This is a genomic window from Microbacterium sp. C-MGS6 (genome assembly GCF_058140415.1).
Map to the genome: position 1 here is coordinate 2176893 of NZ_CM176934.1, position 16343 is coordinate 2193235.

The 16343-nt window shown below is 68.7% G+C and carries 18 protein-coding genes; 7 read left to right on the forward strand and 11 right to left on the reverse strand.

What is annotated here, in order from left to right; translation table 11 throughout:
- Window positions 1-9: 9 nt before the first annotated feature.
- Complete coding sequence (locus tag AC3B5L_RS10635; protein WP_187661752.1) at window positions 10-453, reverse strand: MarR family winged helix-turn-helix transcriptional regulator; 444 nt, start codon at window positions 451-453, stop codon at window positions 10-12.
- Window positions 454-498: 45 nt separating this feature from the next.
- On the opposite strand from AC3B5L_RS10635, the gene AC3B5L_RS10640 reads away from it, so the two are divergent.
- On the forward strand, window positions 499-741 hold the full coding sequence (locus tag AC3B5L_RS10640; RefSeq protein WP_187661753.1) for a hypothetical protein: 243 nt from the start codon (window positions 499-501) through the stop codon (window positions 739-741).
- 9 nt (window positions 742-750) lie between these two features.
- On the opposite strand, the gene AC3B5L_RS10645 is transcribed toward AC3B5L_RS10640, so the two are convergent.
- From AC3B5L_RS10645 to coaE, 3 genes are all read right to left on the reverse strand, one after another.
- Window positions 751-1095, reverse strand: coding sequence for a TfoX/Sxy family protein (locus AC3B5L_RS10645; RefSeq protein WP_187661754.1), 345 nt, complete (start codon window positions 1093-1095; stop codon window positions 751-753).
- Between the two features lie 11 nt (window positions 1096-1106).
- The gene (uvrB, locus tag AC3B5L_RS10650) at window positions 1107-3179 is read right to left on the reverse strand and encodes an excinuclease ABC subunit UvrB (protein WP_187661755.1); all 2073 of its coding nucleotides are present in this window, start codon (window positions 3177-3179) and stop codon (window positions 1107-1109) included.
- A gap of 71 nt (window positions 3180-3250) precedes the next feature.
- Window positions 3251-3850 (reverse strand): dephospho-CoA kinase, encoded by a 600-nt coding sequence (coaE, locus tag AC3B5L_RS10655; protein ID WP_259954699.1) that lies wholly within the window; start codon window positions 3848-3850, stop codon window positions 3251-3253.
- 126 nt (window positions 3851-3976) lie between these two features.
- Between coaE and AC3B5L_RS10660 the strand changes: the two genes are divergently transcribed.
- The 3 genes from AC3B5L_RS10660 to AC3B5L_RS10670 are packed head-to-tail and all read left to right on the forward strand — an operon-like array spanning window position 3977 to window position 5615.
- Window positions 3977-4534, forward strand: coding sequence for a hypothetical protein (locus AC3B5L_RS10660; RefSeq protein ID WP_187661757.1), 558 nt, complete (start codon window positions 3977-3979; stop codon window positions 4532-4534).
- A 35-nt stretch (window positions 4535-4569) separates the two neighbouring features.
- Window positions 4570-5085, forward strand: coding sequence for a signal peptidase I (locus AC3B5L_RS10665; RefSeq protein WP_187661758.1), 516 nt, complete (start codon window positions 4570-4572; stop codon window positions 5083-5085).
- Window positions 5082-5615, forward strand: a complete 534-nt coding sequence (locus AC3B5L_RS10670; RefSeq protein WP_187661759.1) for a hypothetical protein — start codon at window positions 5082-5084, stop codon at window positions 5613-5615. Before AC3B5L_RS10665 ends, AC3B5L_RS10670 begins: the two co-directional genes overlap by 4 nt.
- A gap of 25 nt (window positions 5616-5640) precedes the next feature.
- Here the strand turns inward: AC3B5L_RS10670 and AC3B5L_RS10675 are convergent, their stop codons facing one another.
- From AC3B5L_RS10675 to rpsA, 7 genes are all read right to left on the reverse strand, one after another.
- Window positions 5641-6213 (reverse strand): CoA-binding protein, encoded by a 573-nt coding sequence (locus AC3B5L_RS10675; RefSeq protein WP_490095738.1) that lies wholly within the window; start codon window positions 6211-6213, stop codon window positions 5641-5643.
- Window positions 6210-7514, reverse strand: a complete 1305-nt coding sequence (locus AC3B5L_RS10680) for an O-acetylhomoserine aminocarboxypropyltransferase/cysteine synthase family protein (protein WP_259954704.1) — start codon at window positions 7512-7514, stop codon at window positions 6210-6212. The genes AC3B5L_RS10675 and AC3B5L_RS10680 overlap by 4 nt, the downstream gene beginning before the upstream one ends.
- Entirely contained in the window at window positions 7511-9517 is a 2007-nt protein-coding gene (acs, locus tag AC3B5L_RS10685; RefSeq protein WP_490095739.1) for an acetate--CoA ligase, read from the reverse strand. Before acs ends, AC3B5L_RS10680 begins: the two co-directional genes overlap by 4 nt.
- The gene (locus AC3B5L_RS10690; RefSeq protein WP_259954705.1) at window positions 9508-10365 is read right to left on the reverse strand and encodes an ABC transporter permease; all 858 of its coding nucleotides are present in this window, start codon (window positions 10363-10365) and stop codon (window positions 9508-9510) included. The genes acs and AC3B5L_RS10690 overlap by 10 nt, the downstream gene beginning before the upstream one ends.
- Window positions 10362-11402: an aliphatic sulfonate ABC transporter substrate-binding protein gene (locus tag AC3B5L_RS10695; RefSeq protein WP_259954706.1), complete on the reverse strand. Its 1041-nt coding sequence runs from the start codon at window positions 11400-11402 to the stop codon at window positions 10362-10364. Before AC3B5L_RS10695 ends, AC3B5L_RS10690 begins: the two co-directional genes overlap by 4 nt.
- Window positions 11399-12247 carry an ABC transporter ATP-binding protein gene (locus tag AC3B5L_RS10700; RefSeq protein ID WP_490095740.1) on the reverse strand — a complete coding sequence of 283 codons (849 nt, stop codon included), beginning with the start codon at window positions 12245-12247 and terminating at the stop codon, window positions 11399-11401. Before AC3B5L_RS10700 ends, AC3B5L_RS10695 begins: the two co-directional genes overlap by 4 nt.
- Before the next feature lie 144 nt (window positions 12248-12391).
- Complete coding sequence (rpsA, locus tag AC3B5L_RS10705) at window positions 12392-13846, reverse strand: 30S ribosomal protein S1 (RefSeq protein WP_259954710.1); 1455 nt, start codon at window positions 13844-13846, stop codon at window positions 12392-12394.
- A 235-nt stretch (window positions 13847-14081) separates the two neighbouring features.
- On the opposite strand from rpsA, the gene AC3B5L_RS10710 reads away from it, so the two are divergent.
- The 3 genes from AC3B5L_RS10710 (at window position 14082) to AC3B5L_RS10720 (ending at window position 16332) form a co-directional block, all read left to right on the forward strand.
- Window positions 14082-14621, forward strand: coding sequence for a hypothetical protein (locus AC3B5L_RS10710; protein ID WP_259954712.1), 540 nt, complete (start codon window positions 14082-14084; stop codon window positions 14619-14621).
- Between the two features lie 227 nt (window positions 14622-14848).
- Window positions 14849-15349, forward strand: coding sequence for a hypothetical protein (locus AC3B5L_RS10715; RefSeq protein WP_259954714.1), 501 nt, complete (start codon window positions 14849-14851; stop codon window positions 15347-15349).
- Between the two features lie 32 nt (window positions 15350-15381).
- Window positions 15382-16332 carry a 5'-3' exonuclease gene (locus AC3B5L_RS10720; RefSeq protein ID WP_259954715.1) on the forward strand — a complete coding sequence of 317 codons (951 nt, stop codon included), beginning with the start codon at window positions 15382-15384 and terminating at the stop codon, window positions 16330-16332.
- Window positions 16333-16343: the final 11 nt, after the last annotated feature.

Consider the following 16343-nt stretch of genomic DNA (forward strand, 5'->3'; position numbering starts at 1 on the left):
GCGGAACGGTCAGGGGTGGGCGGGGCGGGGCCCCGCGAAGGCGCCCAGTCCGTCCCGCAGTGCTGCCACCTCGTCGATGTCCATCCCCACGGCGGCCATCACCTGCCGCGGCACGTCCACCGCCCTGGCACGCAGGGCAGCACCGGCATCCGTGAGCGTGATCTCGAGTCGGCGTTCGTCCTCGCTGCTGCGCTGGCGGGCCACCAGGCCGTCGGCTTCGAGCCGCTTGACGAGGGGCGACGCCGTCGCGGGCTCCAGCGCGAGGTCGGCGGCGAGGTCGTTGAGGGTTCGCGGAGCCCGCTCCCAGAGGGCGAGCATCACCAGGTACTGCGGATGGGTCAGCCCGAGCGGCTCGAGGATCGGCCGGTAGATCGCCACCACGTTCCGCGCCGCCGTGACCACGGCGAAGCAGAGCTGGTTCTCGAGGCGGAGCAGATCATCGGTGTCGGTCACGATCCCGACTATACATCTGCACGAATCATTAGTACACTAATCAACATGTCACGCGACTCCAGCCGGCCCCCTCTTCGCACCCGCATCCGCGAAGCGGGGGGCCTCTATGCCTGGGTGAACACCAACCTCGTGCGTCTTGCGGGCCCGGCCTCCGTCGGGCCCTACGAGAAGACGCCGCCGCCGAGCGCCGCGGAACGCGCCGAACGCGCCTGCCCGCTCTGCGGAGCACCGATGACGGAACACGAGATCGACCGCTCCGGGCCGAAGACCCTGGTGCACTGCCCGTAACTGCTCGGGTCAGTCGCCGTCCGCGGTGGCGGCCCCCACGGACTCTCGGGCCATGTCGATCCACATCATCAGCGCCGCATCATCGGTGATCGCGGACGCGGCGACGTCGATCCAGCCCGACCCCATGGTGCGCGACCCCATCACGGCCCGAGAAGCTCCCGGCTGGGTCACGGCGACGGCCCCGTTCTCCTCATCCACGCGGACGAGGAGCGTGCCGTCCTTCCGTGCTCCGACGAGGATGCGGCCCTCGTCGAGGAATGCCCTGGTTCCGAACATCCGCCTCTCCTCGATCGAGGGGTCAGCGCCGAGCAGCGCCCGGACTCGGTCCGCGAGTTCCTCTCCTGCCGCGTCCATCTGGTCTCCGTCTACGCGTGCCCGGCCCGCTCCATCGAGCGGAGCTCCTTCTTCATATCCTGCACCTCGTCACGCAGGCGCCCGGCGAGCTCGAACTTCAGCTCCGCGGCAGCGGCGAGCATCTGATCGGTGAGGTCCTGGATCGTGGCTTCGAGCTGCTGCGCTCCCTCGGCAGCGATGCCGGTGCGCCGCAGGTTCGGCGTGGGCGACTTGCCCTTGCCCGACGCACGGCCTCGCCCGGACATCAGCTCCGCCGTGTCCTGCCCCTCGCGCGCCAGCACCTCGGTGATGTCGGCGATGCGCTTGCGCAGCGGCTGCGGATCGATCCCGTGCTCTTTGTTGTACGCGATCTGCTTCTCGCGCCGACGGTCGGTCTCCTCGATGGCTTTGGCCATGGAGTCGGTCATGTTGTCCGCATACATGTGCACTTCGCCCGAGACGTTACGCGCTGCCCGGCCGATGGTCTGGATGAGTGACGTCCCGGAGCGGAGGAACCCTTCCTTGTCGGCGTCGAGGATCGCGACGAGCGACACCTCCGGGAGGTCGAGTCCCTCTCGGAGCAGGTTGATACCCACCAGGACGTCGTACACACCGGCGCGCAGCTCGCTGAGCAGTTCGACGCGGCGCAGGGTGTCGACGTCGGAATGCAGGTAGCGCACCCGCACGCCGTGTTCCCCGAGGAAGTCGGTCAATTCCTCGGCCATCTTCTTCGTGAGGGTCGTGACGAGGACGCGCTCGTCCCGCTCCACGCGAAGCCTGATCTCCTCGAGCAGATCGTCGATCTGTCCCTTCGACGGCTTGACGATGATCTCCGGGTCGACCAGTCCCGTCGGGCGGATGATCTGCTCCACCACACCGTCGGCGATGCCCATCTCGTACTTGCCCGGGGTCGCCGACAGGTAGACGGTCTGCCCCACGCGGTTCTTGAACTCGTCCCAGCGCAGCGGTCGGTTGTCCATCGCGCTCGGCAGGCGGAAGCCGTGGTCGACGAGCGTGCGCTTGCGGGAGGCGTCACCCTCGTACATGGCACCGATCTGCGGCACCGTCACGTGCGACTCGTCGATGACGAGCAGGAAGTCGTCGGGGAAGAAGTCCAGGAGCGTGTGCGGGGGCTCCCCCGGCATGCGCCCGTCCATGTGGCGCGAGTAGTTCTCGATACCGGAGCAGAAGCCGAGCTGCTGCAGCATCTCCAGGTCGAAGGTCGTCCGCATCCGGAGGCGCTGCGCCTCGAGGAGCTTACCCTGCCGCTCGAACTCCTTGAGCCGCTCCTCCAGCTCGTGCTCGATCGTGCCGATCGAGCGCTGGATGACGTCGGTGCCCGCGACATAGTGCGAGGCGGGGAAGATCGGCACGGCGTCGAGCTTCTCGATGACCTCGCCCGTCAGCGGATGCAACGAGTACAGCGCCTCGATCTCGTCGCCGAAGAGCTCGATGCGGATGGCGTGCTCCTCATACACCGGGATGATCTCGATGGTGTCGCCGCGGACCCGGAAATTGCCGCGCGAGAAGTCGACGTCGTTGCGGTTGTACTGCATCGCGATGAACTGACGGATCAGGGCGTCGCGGTCGTACCGCTCCCCCACCTGGAGCGCGACCATGGCGCGCAGATACTCCTCCGGCGCGCCCAGGCCGTAGATGCAGGACACGGTCGACACCACGACCACATCGCGGCGGCTCAGCAGGGAGTTCGTCGTCGAGTGGCGAAGGCGCTCGACCTCCGCGTTGATCGAGGAGTCCTTCTCGATGAAGGTGTCCGTCTGCGGGACGTAGGCCTCGGGCTGGTAGTAGTCGTAGTAGGAGACGAAGTACTCGACGGCGTTGTTCGGCATGAGCTCACGGAACTCGTTGGCGAGCTGGGCGGCGAGGGTCTTGTTATGCGCCAGCACGAGTGTGGGGCGCTGCACCTGCTCGACGAGCCAGGCCGTGGTCGCGGACTTGCCTGTTCCGGTGGCGCCGAGCAGCACGATGTCGGTCTCGCCCGCATTGATGCGGGAAGCCAGATCGGCGATCGCCTGCGGCTGATCACCGGCGGGGGCGTACTCGCTGATGACCTCGAAAGGGCGGACACTGCGGGTGGGCTGCATACCTCAAGCGTATGCCGCCCCTCCGACATCGGGGCCGGCCGGGTCGGAAGCCTCCGGCGGGCGGCTGTCCTTCAGCGCGCGCGGAGCCGGTCCCAGAGCGCGTCGGTCTGATCCAGGGTGTGCTCGATCGACCCCGAGGTGTCGATCACGACGTCGGCGATCGCGAGCCGCCGTTCGTCGGAGACCTGGGCGGCGATCCGGTCGCGCGCGGCCTCGGGAGTCATTCCGCGCAGGCCGACGAGCCTCTCGAGACGGACGTCCTCCGGCGCATGCGCGACGACGATCTCATCCCAGGGGTCATCGACACGAGCCTCCACCAGGAGCGGAACGTCGTACACGACGACAGCCTCCGGGTCGGCGGCGAACGCCGCGTCGAAACGGCGCTGGGACTCTGCCCGCACCGCAGGGTGCACGATGGCGTTCAACTGAGCGAGCCGGTCCGGGTCGGCGAACACGGTCGACCCGAGGGCAGCCCGGTCGAGGGATCCGTCCTCGGCGATGACGGTGTCTCCGAACGTCCGCGCGATCGTGCGGAGCACCTCGGATCCCGGAGCTTGGACCTCGCGCACGATCTGATCCGCGTCGACGACGACCGCGCCGAGCTCGGTGAGCCGGTTCGCGATGGTGGACTTCCCCGACGCGATGCCTCCGGTGAGAGCGATGAGCGGCATCCGACCATCCTGCCACGCTCCGGGCCCGGGGCCGCACGACGCGGAAACGGAACAATCGGGAAAGCTTCGGCCCCTCTTGAGGAAGACTTGACAGTCCCCTGAGGTGTGCTGCGTAACGTCGAAACCATGACGAACACGGATGCCTCCACACGCCCTCACCGCACCGAGCGACGCTCCCGGCGACGCCCGATCATGGCGTTCGCGCTGGCCGTGCTCGCGACCGGCGGCATCGGCGCGGCGCTCACCAGCGCCGCGTGGACGGACAACACCTTCTTCAGCGCCCCCGCCGCGGGAGCCACCTTCAACCTCCAGGGTTCCGTCGACGGAACCACCTGGAAGGAGTCGGCGGCCAAGAACAGCATCGAGCTCGTCGTCCCCGCCGAGAAGCTGGCGAACCTGCTTCCCGGCGAGACCCGCACCATCAAGCTCTGGGTGAAGAACGTCAGTTCCGTCAACGCCGCGCTCACCTCCACCGTCGAGTACGCCCCCGGCACCACGGCGACCGACTTCACGGTCAAGCCGACCGCCACGATCACCGGACTCGCGGCGTCGCTGACCTCCTCGGGGTCCACCGCCGCCGATGAGTTCGAGCTCGTCGTCACCACTCCGGCGGACTGGGCGACCAGCAACCAGGGCAAGACCGGCACGATCCTCGTCACGGTCTCCGCGACCGCGACCAACTGACCACCCACCGCCGCAGCCGAGACGAAGGACGAATCGTGGTGCAGCTCCTCCGCCGGCTCGCCCTGCCCGTTCTCTGGACGCTGGCCGTCATGGGGGTGGGCTGCGGCGTCGTCTGGGGCGCCACGGCCATCGGAGTCCTCCAGCCGCTCGTCGTGATCTCGGGCTCGATGGAGCCCGAGATCATGACGGGCGATCTCCTCATCGCCACGAAGGTCCCCGCCGACTCTCTGGAGGTGGGTGACGTCGTCAGCCTGCCGAGCGCGCTGACCGACTCCCTGGTCACCCATCGCATCACCGCCATCGAAGCCGCCGATGGCGCGCGCACCATCACCATGAAGGGCGACGCCAACGAGTTCTCCGACGCTCTCGACTATCCGGTGAGCGGCGACGTGTGGAAGCCGGCGGTGCAGCTTCCCGGGTGGGGAACCGCGATCATGCGGATGACGACGCCCGCTGTCGCCCTCCCGTTGCTCCTCGGGCTCCTGGGGCTGCTCGGTCTCAGCATGATGAGCCCCGTGGAGCACCCGGCGCGGAAGCCCCTGACGACGTGACCCCGGCGCGACGACTGGTGGTCCCGCTGGCCGGCTTCGCCTTCGCGGTGGTGGTCGTCTTCGTGTCGCTCGCACAGGCGAGCGTTCCCACCACCAGCGCGGCGTGGACGGACCGCGCGGTCGTCAAGGGAACGGTGACGGCGGCATCCGCCTGGTTGTCCCCGTTCACGGGGAACACGTGCAAGGCGTACAGCAGCCCCACGGCCGCCCCCACCACCTGCGCGATCACGGCGATCCGCTACGAGGAGATCAGCGACACCTCCGGCCACTTCTACATCAGCACGAACGCCCCGGGCGGGTCGCACCACGTCGACGTCGACGTGGATCTGAAGAAGGCGACGGGCCTTCCCCGGACGTGGACCTCGTGGAACGCTGCGGGGGTGCTCCCGGGCAGTCACGTCACGCCGGACCCCGCGTGGACGTGCTCCTCGTTGCCCCGGCTCACCGGACGCAGCCTCGACTGGCACCTCACCGACCTTCAGGTTCCCGTGACGCTGCACCGCACCACGGCGGACACGATCTGCACCTGAGCCTCCTGGGCGCGGCGCAGCCCCCTCAGCGCGCGAGCAGCTGCCGTCGGGAGCTGATCACGCCGGTGTCGAAGCCGGCGAGATGCAGTCCGCCGTGGAAGCGGGCGTGCTCGATCTTGATGCAGCGGTCCATGACGACCGAGAGGCCCGCCGCCTCGGCGAGCGCAGCGGCCTCCTCGTTCCAGGAGCCGAGCTGGAGCCACAGGGTCTTCGCCCCGCTGTCGATGGCCTCCTGCGCGACCCCCGGGAGGTCGTCGTGACGACGGAACACGTCCACGATGTCAGGCTGCACGGGCAGGGCGCTCAACGACGGGTAGACCGGCTGTCCGAGGATCTCGGTCTCCCTCGGGTTCACGAGATAGACGTCGTAGTCCGTGCTGGACAGCAGGTAGGTCGCGACGAAGTACGAGGCCCGTGACGGATTCCCGGAGGCACCGACGATCACGATGGATCGTGCCCGGCGCAGCAGCCCGAACCGCTGCGGCTGCGAGGGTCCGGTCCACGTGCGGCCCGGTTCGACGGTGACGGGAAGCGCGCAGCTGGTCGCGTCCGTGGTCGCAGGAAGGGTGCAGGCGTCGCCGGCGGAGGTCGTGCTCATCGGTGGGCTCCCGTCGCGAGGGTGAGGGCCTGATCGAGGTCCCAGATGATGTCCTCCGCGTCCTCCAGGCCGACGGAGATGCGGATCAGGTCGGGGCGCACGCCGGCGGCGACGAGCTGTTCCTCGGTGAGCTGGCGATGCGTCGTGGAGGCCGGGTGGATGACCAGGGTGCGGGCATCGCCGATGTTGGCGAGATGGGACGCGAGCTGCAGGTTCTCGATGAACGCCTCCCCCGCAGCGCGGCCGTCCTCGGCGGCGACCCCGAACGCGAACACGGATCCCGGTCCCAGCGGCAGGTACCGGGCGGCACGCTCATGATGCGGATGGCCTTCGAGCCCTGCCCAGGTGACGTAGGACACGCGGGGGTCTGCCGCCAGCCACTCGGCGACGACCCGGGCGTTGGCGAGGTGAGCGTCGATGCGCTGGGGCAGCGTCTCCACGCCCTGCAGGAGCGTGAACGCCGACTGCGGGCTCAGCGCCGGGCCGATGTCGCGCAGCTGCTCGGAGCGCAGCTTGGTGAGGAACCCGTACTCCCCGAAGTTGCCCCACCAGGAGATGCCGCCGTAGGAGGCCACCGGTTCGGTCATCTGGGGGAACTTGCCGTTGCCCCAGTCGAAGGTGCCCTTCTCGATGACCACGCCGCCGAGGGTCGTCCCGTGACCGCCGAGGAACTTCGTGACCGAGTGGATGACGATGTCCGCCCCGTGCTCCAGCGGACGCGCGAGGTACGGGGTGGCCAGGGTGGCGTCCACGACGAGCGGCACGCCTGCCTCGTGGGCGACAGCGGCGAGACCCTCGATGTCGGCGATCTCGCCCGAGGGGTTTCCGATCATCTCGACGTAGACGACCTTGGTCTCGGGACGGACGGCCGCGGCGAAGTCAGCCGGGTCGGAGGAGCTGACGAAGGTCGTCTCCACGCCGAAGCGACGCAGTGTCACGTCGAGCTGCGTGACCGTGCCCCCGTAGAGCTGCGCCGCGGCGACGACGTGATCACCCGCGCCCACGAGGGCGGCGAACGTGATGAACTCCGCGCTCATGCCGGAGGCGGTCGCGACCGCACCGATTCCGCCCTCCAGCGAAGCCAGGCGCTCCTCCAGGGCGGCGACCGTGGGGTTGCCGATACGCGAGTAGATGTTGCCGTACTTCTGCAGCGCGAAGAGGTTTCCGGCGTCGGCCGCATCGTCGAAGACGAACGACGTCGTCTGATAGATCGGCACCGCCCTCGCCCCGGTGGCGGCGTCCGGGGTGCCCCCGGCGTGAAGGGCGCGGGTGCGGAACCCGAAACGATGGTCGTCGGTCATGATGTCCTCGATTCTGCGGCGAGAGCGCCGGCGATGTCGTCGACGGCCCAGGGGTTCTGCAGTGACGTCGTGTCGCCGAGCGCCTGCGGGGTCCGTCCCGCCCGCCGATCCTGTTCCGCGTCCCAGAGCTGCGCGAGGAGGCGGCGCATGATCTTCCCCGAGCGCGTCTTGGGCAGATCGGGCACGACGACGACGTGCTTCGGCTTCGCGACCGGACCGATCGAGCGGGCGACCTCAGCGCGCAGCGCGTGCGCGTCGATCTCCGCCCGGCCGGACGGGGTGACGAACGCCACGACCGCCTGCCCGGTGACCGGGTCCGCCACACCGGCGGACCCGGCTTCGCCGACCGTCTCGTGCGCCACGAGCGCCGACTCGATCTCGATCGTCGAGAGGCGATGACCGGAGACGTTCACGACGTCGTCGAGCCGCCCCAGGATCCAGATGAAGCCATCGGCGTCGCCGGTCGCCCCGTCTCCCGCAACGTAGTAGCCGCCGTGCGCCCCCACTCCGGCGTACGCGGACCAGTACGCGTCGCGGTAGCGCTCCGGGTTCCCCCAGACGGTCCGCGCCATCCCCGGCCACGGGCGCCGGACGACCAGGGTCCCGGATCGGCCCGGCGCCACCTCGTCACCGTTCTCGTCGACCACGGCGACGTCGATGCCCGGAAGCGGGACCGACGCGGAGCCGGGCTTCAGGGGCGTGATGCCGGGCAAGGGGGCGATCATCGCGGCACCGGTCTCCGACTGCCACCATGTGTCGATGACGGGGAGCTCATTCCGCCCGAAGTTCCGGCGGAACCACACCCAGGCCTCCGGATTGATCGCCTCACCCACCGTGCCGAGCAGCCGCAAGCTCGACAGGTCGTGTCCGCCCGGCAGTTCGTCGCCGAACCAGGTCATGAACGTCCGGATGAGTGTCGGCGCCGTGTAGTAGACCGTCACGCCGTAGCGCTCGATGATCTCCAGGTGCCGCTCGCGACGCGGAGTGTCCGGCGTGCCCTCGTAGATGACCTGGGTGAGCCCGTTCGACAGCGGTCCGTAGATCTCGTAGGTGTGCGCGGTGACCCAGGCGAGGTCGGCCGTGCACCAGTGAACGTCATCCGGTTTGGCGTCGAAGTGCGCCCAGTGCGCCCAACTCGCGTGCGTCAGGTAGCCGCCGGAGGTGTGCACGAGCCCCTTCGGCTTCCCTGTCGTGCCGGAGGTGTAGATGATGAACAGCGGGTGCTCGGCATCGAAGGCCTCAGCCTGGTGCTCGCTCGGTGCCGTGTCGACGACGTCGTGCCACCACACGTCACGGCCGTCGGTCCACGGGACGACCTGTCCGGTACGACGGAGCACGAGGACGTGTTCGAGGTCCGGCAGTCCCGCAGCGGCGGCGTCGGCGGCGGACTTGACCTCGGTCGCCGTCCCCCGCCGGAACTGGCCGTCGCTGGTCACGAGCAGCTTCGCCCCGGTGTCCTCGAGCCGGAACCGCACGGCCTCCGCGGAGAACCCTCCGAAGACGAGCGAGTGGACGGCTCCGATCCGCGCGCACGCGAGCGTGACGACCACGGTCTCCACGAGCACGGGGAGGTAGATCACCACGCGATCGCCCGGTCGGATCCCGAGGTCTTCCAGCGCGTGCGCCGCCTGGGCCACACGACGCTGCAGGTCGGCGTAGGTCACCGAGGTCCGGTCGCCCGGCTCCCCCTCGAAGTGGAGGGCGACCTTGTCTCCGCGTCCGGCATCGACATGCCGATCGACGCAGTTCACCGCGACGTTGAGCCGCCCGCCGAGAAACCATCGCGCCGCGGGGACCGCACCGTCGAGAGGCGGCTCCCAGTCGTGCACGAGGTGCCAGGGCTCGACCCAGTCCAGCCGGCGGGCCGCATCTTCCCAGAAGGCCAGAGGATCAGCGGCCGCGCGGGCATAGGCTTCTGCGGTCACGTTGGCATCGAGGAACGCGGGCGACGGAGGATAGACCCGTTCCTCCTGCAGCCGGGCCTCGGTCATCGTCACGTCCATCGCCGCAACAGGTACTTCTCCAGCAGTGCGAGCACGCCGTTGGTGATCGTGCCGAGCAGCGCCAGCAACACGATGGAGAGCAGGATACGGTCGACACGCCCGGTGCTCTGCGAGTCCGTCAACAGGAACCCGAGCCCCATGGACGAAGCGATGAGCTCGGCGGCCACGAGGAACAGCCATGCCTGCGCGAGCGCGAGACGCAGCCCCGCGACGACGGAGGGCACGACGGCCGGGAGCTGGACCGTGCGGAACAGCGACCAGCCGTGCAGGCTGAACGAGCGTCCCGCCTCGACGAGCTGCGGGTCCACGTGACGCAGTGCCGAGGCGACCGTCGTGTAGACCGGGAAGAACGCGCCGATCGCGATGAGGGTCACCTTGGACTCCTCGCCGATCTGCATCCACAGGATCAGCAGCGGCACCCAGGCGAGCGACGGGACGGCGCGAACGGCGGCGAGGGTGGGACTGAGCAGAACGTCACCCCACCGCGAGAGTCCGACGATGCCGGCCGCGGCGAGCCCGATGACCGAGCCGATCGCGAATCCGAGCAGCACCCGCTGGACCGAGATGGCGATGTGGGTCCAGAGCTGTCCGGTCTCGGCGAGTTCCACTCCGGCCTGGAAGACCGATCCGGGCGTCGGGAGTCGGTACGGCTCGATGAGCCCGGCCGTCGTGACCACCTGCCAGGCGATGAGGATCACGGCGGGGAGCAGGAAGCCCCCGAGGATCCGCACGACAGGCGGCAGGCCACGCCGTGCTCCCCCGGGCTTCCCGCGGGGAGCACCCTTCGCGAACTCGAGCGCGTCCCGCGATTCCGCCGGGACGACCACCCGCTCCTCGAAACCGGTCACTCGCTTGCGCCCGCCTTCGTCGCGAAGGTGTCGTTGATGATGCTGGAGAGCGCCTTGTCGACCGATGCCTGACCGCCCTGCACATCGCCGGACTCGACGAGCACCGGCGCGATCTTCTCGAGAACGGCGAGCTGGTCGTCACCGGGGACGCCGCTCACGTCGAGGTTCGACCGCTCCTGGATCACCGTGGTCGCGACCTCGAGGTCGATGCCCGCGACGTCGGCGAGCAGGGCGGCCGTCTCCTCCGGGTGCTCGAGCGCCCAGACGCGCGCCTCCTCGTAGGCGTCGACGACGGCCTGTGCGAGATCCGGGTGGTTGTCGATGAAGTCCTCGGTCGCGTTGAGGAAACCGTAGGTGTTGAAGTCGACGTTGCGGTAGATGAGCGTGTCGCCCGACTCCTGCTCCGCAGCGGCCATGATGGGGTCGAGACCCGCCCACGCGTCGACGGACCCGCCGTCGAGCGCGGCCCGCCCGTCCGCGTGCTGGAGGTTCTGCACCTCGACGTCCGCGAGCGACAGCCCACCCTCCTCCAGCGCCTGGAGGAGGAAGAAGTACGGGTCGGTGCCCTTGGTGGCCGCGACGGACGCGCCCTTGAGGTCCTCCACCGACGTGATGTCGCTGTCGGGACCGACGACGATGGCCGACCACTCGGGCTGGGAGTAGATGTCGATGACCTGGATGGGGGAACCGTTGGCGCGAGCGAGCAGCGCGGCCGAGCCCGCCGTCGAACCCACGTCGACCGAGCCGGAACGCAGCAGCTCGTTGGCCTTGTTGGACCCGGCGGACTGCACCCATTCGACGGTCACGTCGTCGCCGAGGATGTCCTCGAGGATGCCCTGGTCGCGGATCACGAGGCTGAGCGGGTTGTAGGTCGCGAAGTCGATGGACAGCGTGTCGGCGGACCACTCGCCGCTCCCGGCGGGCGTGGACTCGGCGTCGGCCGTCGCGTTCTCGCCGGCGACGCAGCCGGTGGCGACGAGCATCATCGTCCCGGCGACGGCGATCGCAGGGATGATGCGGCGGGTGATGGTGCTCATCGGTTCTCCTCGGGGGTGTGGTGGTGCGTGTCGACGCCGAGCCCTTCGAGGAGCTCGGCGCGCAGGTCGGCGAGGCCGCGGTCGGCGCGGTCTCGGGGGCGGACGCCGGGGACGTTGACCGTCCGCGCGACGGACGACTCGTCGTCTCCCGCGCCGACGGTGCGCAGCAGCAGCACGCGGTCGGCGAGGTAGAGGGCCTCCTCCACGTCGTGGGTCACGAGCAGCACCGTGGTGGGCTCGGCGGCGTGGATCTTGAGCAGCAGGTCGTGCATGCGCAGACGGGTGAGGGCGTCGAGCGCGCCGAACGGCTCGTCCAGCAGCAGCACCCCGGGGTTGCGGGCGAGAGCGCGGGCGAGCGAGGCGCGCTGGGCCATGCCGCCGGAGACTTCACGAGGGCGCTGGTCGGCGGCATGCTCCAGTCCGACGAGTTGCAGCAGCTCACGCACACGTGTCCGTCCGGCGACCCGGCCGGTCCCGCGCGGCAGTCCCAGTTCGACATTCTGGGCGAGCGTGCGCCATGGAAGCAGCCGCGGCTCCTGGAACGCGACAGCGGTGCGCTCGTCCACGTCGGCGACGCTCGAACCGTCGAGCCGGATCGTGCCCGTGGTGGGAGCGTCGAGGCCGCCGATGAGGCGCAGCAACGTGGACTTCCCACATCCCGACGGACCGACGACGGCGACGATCTCCCCGGCGGCGATGTCGAGGTTGATGCCGCGGAGCACCTCTCGCCGGCCCTGCGCGAGCGGGAACGAGCGCGCGATGCCGTCGAGGCGGACGGGCTGCGCGGAACCCGACCCCTTCGGGGCCTCGGCAGTGCTCGACGCAGCGGGCAGGAGGGCGGTCATGTCCCCATCGTGTCGGAGGCGCTGGATTGTTACGAATGCGGCCGTAACGTTGCGTCACGCAGCGGTTTCCGGGGGTCCGGGCATACGAAAAGGGCCGTCACACCCCGCCGTGAAGCGGGGTGACGACCCTTTTCGGAGTGTTACTTAGGAGTTGCCGCCCGAGAGCTTCTCGCGCAGAGCCGCGAGAGCCTCGTCGTCGGCGAGCGTGCCGGCGCCGGCCGTCTCGCTCGAGAAGGACTGGCCGCCGAAGTCGTCGCCGGCCGCAGCCTCGGCCTCGGCCGCCTTCGCGACCTGAGCCTTGTGCGCCTCCCAGCGAGCCTGGGCCGCAGCGTACTCCTGCTCCCATGCCTCTCGCTGGGCGTCGAAGCCTTCCTTCCACTGACCGGTCTCGGCGTCGAAGCCCTCCGGGTACTTGTACTCGCCGTTCTCGTCGTACTCGGCGAGCATGCCGTACAGAGCCGGGTCGAACTCGGTGCCGTTGGGGTCGACCGACTCGTTGGCCTGCTTCAGCGACAGCGAGATGCGGCGACGCTCGAGGTCGATGTCGATGACCTTGACGAAGACCTCTTCGCCGACCGACACGACCTGCTCCGCCAGCTCGACGTGCTTGCTGGAGAGCTCGGAGATGTGGACGAGGCCCTCGATGCCGTCTGCGACGCGGACGAACGCACCGAACGGAACGAGCTTGGTGACCTTACCCGGCGTGACCTGACCGATCGCGTGGGTGCGGGCGAAGACCTGCCACGGGTCCTCCTGCGTCGCCTTCAGCGACAGGGAGACGCGCTCGCGGTCGAGGTCGACCTCGAGGATCTCGACGGTGACCTCCTGGCCCACCTCGACGACCTCGGAGGCGTGCTCGATGTGCTTCCAGGACAGCTCGGAGACGTGCACGAGGCCGTCCACGCCGCCCAGGTCGACGAACGCACCGAAGTTGACGATCGACGACACGACACCCTTGCGGACCTGACCCTTGTGCAGGTTGTTCAGGAACGTGGTGCGCGACTCCGACTGCGTCTGCTCGAGGAGCGCACGGCGGCTGAGGACGACGTTGTTGCGGTTCTTGTCGAGCTCGAGGATCTTCGCCTCGATCTCCTGGCCGAGGTACGGCGTGAGGTCGCGGACGCGGCGCAGCTCGATGAGCGAGGCCGGGAGGAAGCCACGGAGGCCGATGTCGACGATGAGTCCACCCTTGACGACCTCGATGACCGTACCGGTGACGACGCCGTCGTTCTCCTTGATCTTCTCGACGTCTCCCCAGGCGCGCTCGTACTGCGCACGCTTCTTGGAGAGGATCAGGCGGCCTTCCTTGTCCTCCTTCTGGAGGACGAGGGCCTCGACCTCGTCGCCGACCTTGACGACCTCGTTGGGGTCGACGTCGTGCTTGATCGAGAGCTCGCGCGAGGGGATGACACCCTCGGTCTTGTAGCCGACATCGAGCAGGACCTCATCGCGGTCGATCTTGACGATCGTGCCTTCGATGATGTCGCCGTCGTTGAAGAACTTCAGGGTCTTCTCGACCGCGGCCAGGAAGTCCTCAGCAGATCCGATGTCGTTGATGGCGACCTGCTTGGTGGCCGGGGCGGTCGTTGCGGTAGTCATGTAGTGGGTTGTCCTTGTGAATGGATACTCGGGCTGCGGAGCATGACCGCGCACGGTCGGGATGTGCTTCGCAGCAGGTGGATTGTGGTGTGTTCGTCACCTGGGCATGCGTGTACACGCCACGAGTGACAGTTCAGGCTACCAGAAGTTGCCGCCCTATGAAGGAGCCGATTCCTCGCAGCCGCTCTGTGGATAACGTCGGCAGCGAGCTCGGCATTCCGCATACGGTGGCCCGGTGATCTCGCCCACCGCTTTCCGCCTGCTCGCCACGCTGGCAGTCGGCGTCTCGATGCTCTCCGGGTGTACCCCCACTGCGGAGCCCACGCCGACTCCCTCCCCCGCGTTCTCGTCCGAAGAAGAGGCCTTCGCCGCCGCCGAGGCCACCTTCTCCGACTACATCGACGCCCTCAATCGCGTCGACACCCGAGACCCATCGACGTTCGAGCCGTTGTTTGAGCTGTCCAGTGGCGGGGTGGAGGCATCGGATCGAAAGAACTTCTCGCGGATGCACGCGGAAGGGCAAGTACTGGCGGGGAATACAAGCATCATCTTCTTTGAGGGGCAAGAAAGCGAGCCCCCGTTCGAACGCATCCGCGCATCTGCATGCCTAGATGTGTCGAAGGTCCGAATCACAAACCAAGACGGCACCTCTGGCGTTTCTCCTGACCGTCCCAGTGCCTACGCTCTGGAGCTCTTGTTGCTGGCGCATCCGCACGGAGTTCTGACTGTCGACACTGCAAACCGCATTGAGGATGCTTCGTGCCCAGGTTCGTAGTCGTGATCATGCTCTTAGTGCAGTTCGCTTCTGGGGCCGATTCGCCGGGATTCTCAGATTTCCTAGCTGGGACGGACGGTTCGACCGTGAGCGTCTCCGCCGCGACTCACCCTTCCGATCTATGGACGCATTCGAACCGTAGGCCCCCTGCGGTCCCCGAGACGGAAAGCAAGGCGTGCCGGACCGACACGGTGCTGAGCCGGTCGTGCGGGATGTACGCGGTGCGGGTGACGGAGGAGTCCGGGACGCCGCTCACGATCGAGGATGTCGCGCAGTTCGCACCCGCCCCCGTGACCACGACGGCCGAGCCGGGCAACGTGGGCGTCGTGGGGATGCCGACCAACTTCGTGGCGACCGTCGCCGCACACACGGCGACCGGCACACTCCTCGACCGGCCCGTGACGGTGCGTTTCACGCCCGTTCGCGTCGTCTTCGACCACGGCGACGGCACGACGGCGGTGACGCCCGACGGCGGTCGCACTTGGTCGATGCTCGGGCAGGCGCCGTTCACGCCGACCGAGACGAGCTATACCTATGCGCGACGGGGCACCTATTCGACGAGGACGACGGTCGCGTACACGGCGCAGGTCGACGTCGGCGGCGGCTGGTTCGCGGTTCCCGGTGAGCTGTCGATAGAGGGAGCGTCCCAGGACATCCGCATCTACGAGGCGACCACCGCGCTCGTGGCGCGGACGTGTGAGGAACGACCCGCGGCGGCCGGCTGCTGAGCGCCCGATGGGACACGCTCTACCCTGAATCCATGACCCGCGCCGAACGCCTCATGCTGCTCGACACCGCCAGCCTCTACTTCCGCGCGTTCTATGGGGTGCCCGACAAGGTCACAGCCCCGGACGGGTCCCCGATCAACGCCGCACGCGGCCTGCTGGACATGATCGCCAAGCTGGTGACGACCTACCAGCCGACCCACGTCGTGGCGTGCTGGGATGACGACTGGCGTCCGCAGTGGAGGGTCGACCTCATCCCCAGCTACAAGACGCACCGCGTGGTCGAGGTCGTCACCGGTGCGCCGGACGTCGAGGAGGTCCCCGACCCGCTGGAGGCGCAGATCCCCTTGATCCGGGAGACGCTCGCCGCCATCGGCATCCCCATCGTCGGCGTCGCCGAGCATGAGGCGGACGATGTGATCGGCACCCTCGCGACGAACGCGACGATGCCGGTCGACATCGTGACCGGCGATCGCGACCTCTTCCAGCTCGTCGACGACGCCCGGGACGTCCGGGTGATCTACACGGCCCGCGGCATGAGCAATCTCGAACTCGTCACGGACGCGACGGTCGTCACGAAGTACGGTGTCCTGCCGACGCAGTACGCGGACTTCGCGACGATGCGCGGGGACGCGTCGGATGGGCTCCCCGGTGTCGCCGGCATCGGCGAGAAGACGGCCGCCACGCTCCTGCAGAAGCACGGCGATCTGCTCGGTATCCGCGAGGCCGCGGACGCGGGTGAGGGCATGAGCGCGGGCATCCGCGCGAAGATCCTCGACGCGCAGGCCTACCTGGACGTCGCTCCGACCGTCGTCGCCGTCGCCACGTCGCTCCCGATCACCGCCCCGGGTGTCGCCCTGCATGCCCTCACGCCGGACGAGGCCGAGGCGGCCACGGCCCTCGCCGAGCGCTGGAACCTCGGCAGCTCCATGGCCCGCGCCGTCACCGCGGTCACCGAGGCGGCGAAGGCGGTCGCGGACGCCTGACGAGGGCGCCC

Excerpts from the sequence above, each read along its gene's own strand:
- AC3B5L_RS10640 (WP_187661753.1), top strand. The coding sequence starts at position 499 with ATGTCACGCGACTCCAGCCGGCCCCCTCTTCGCACCCGCATCCGCGAA.
- AC3B5L_RS10645 (WP_187661754.1), bottom strand. The coding sequence starts at position 1,095 with ATGGACGCGGCAGGAGAGGAACTCGCGGACCGAGTCCGGGCGCTGCTC.
- uvrB (WP_187661755.1), bottom strand. The coding sequence starts at position 3,179 with ATGCAGCCCACCCGCAGTGTCCGCCCTTTCGAGGTCATCAGCGAGTAC.
- coaE (WP_259954699.1), bottom strand. The coding sequence starts at position 3,850 with ATGCCGCTCATCGCTCTCACCGGAGGCATCGCGTCGGGGAAGTCCACC.
- AC3B5L_RS10660 (WP_187661757.1), top strand. The coding sequence starts at position 3,977 with ATGACGAACACGGATGCCTCCACACGCCCTCACCGCACCGAGCGACGC.
- AC3B5L_RS10675 (WP_490095738.1), bottom strand. The coding sequence starts at position 6,213 with ATGAGCACGACCTCCGCCGGCGACGCCTGCACCCTTCCTGCGACCACG.
- AC3B5L_RS10680 (WP_259954704.1), bottom strand. The coding sequence starts at position 7,514 with ATGACCGACGACCATCGTTTCGGGTTCCGCACCCGCGCCCTTCACGCC.
- acs (WP_490095739.1), bottom strand. The coding sequence starts at position 9,517 with ATGGACGTGACGATGACCGAGGCCCGGCTGCAGGAGGAACGGGTCTAT.
- AC3B5L_RS10695 (WP_259954706.1), bottom strand. The coding sequence starts at position 11,402 with ATGAGCACCATCACCCGCCGCATCATCCCTGCGATCGCCGTCGCCGGG.
- AC3B5L_RS10700 (WP_490095740.1), bottom strand. The coding sequence starts at position 12,247 with ATGACCGCCCTCCTGCCCGCTGCGTCGAGCACTGCCGAGGCCCCGAAG.
- rpsA (WP_259954710.1), bottom strand. The coding sequence starts at position 13,846 with ATGACTACCGCAACGACCGCCCCGGCCACCAAGCAGGTCGCCATCAAC.
- AC3B5L_RS10720 (WP_259954715.1), top strand. The coding sequence starts at position 15,382 with ATGACCCGCGCCGAACGCCTCATGCTGCTCGACACCGCCAGCCTCTAC.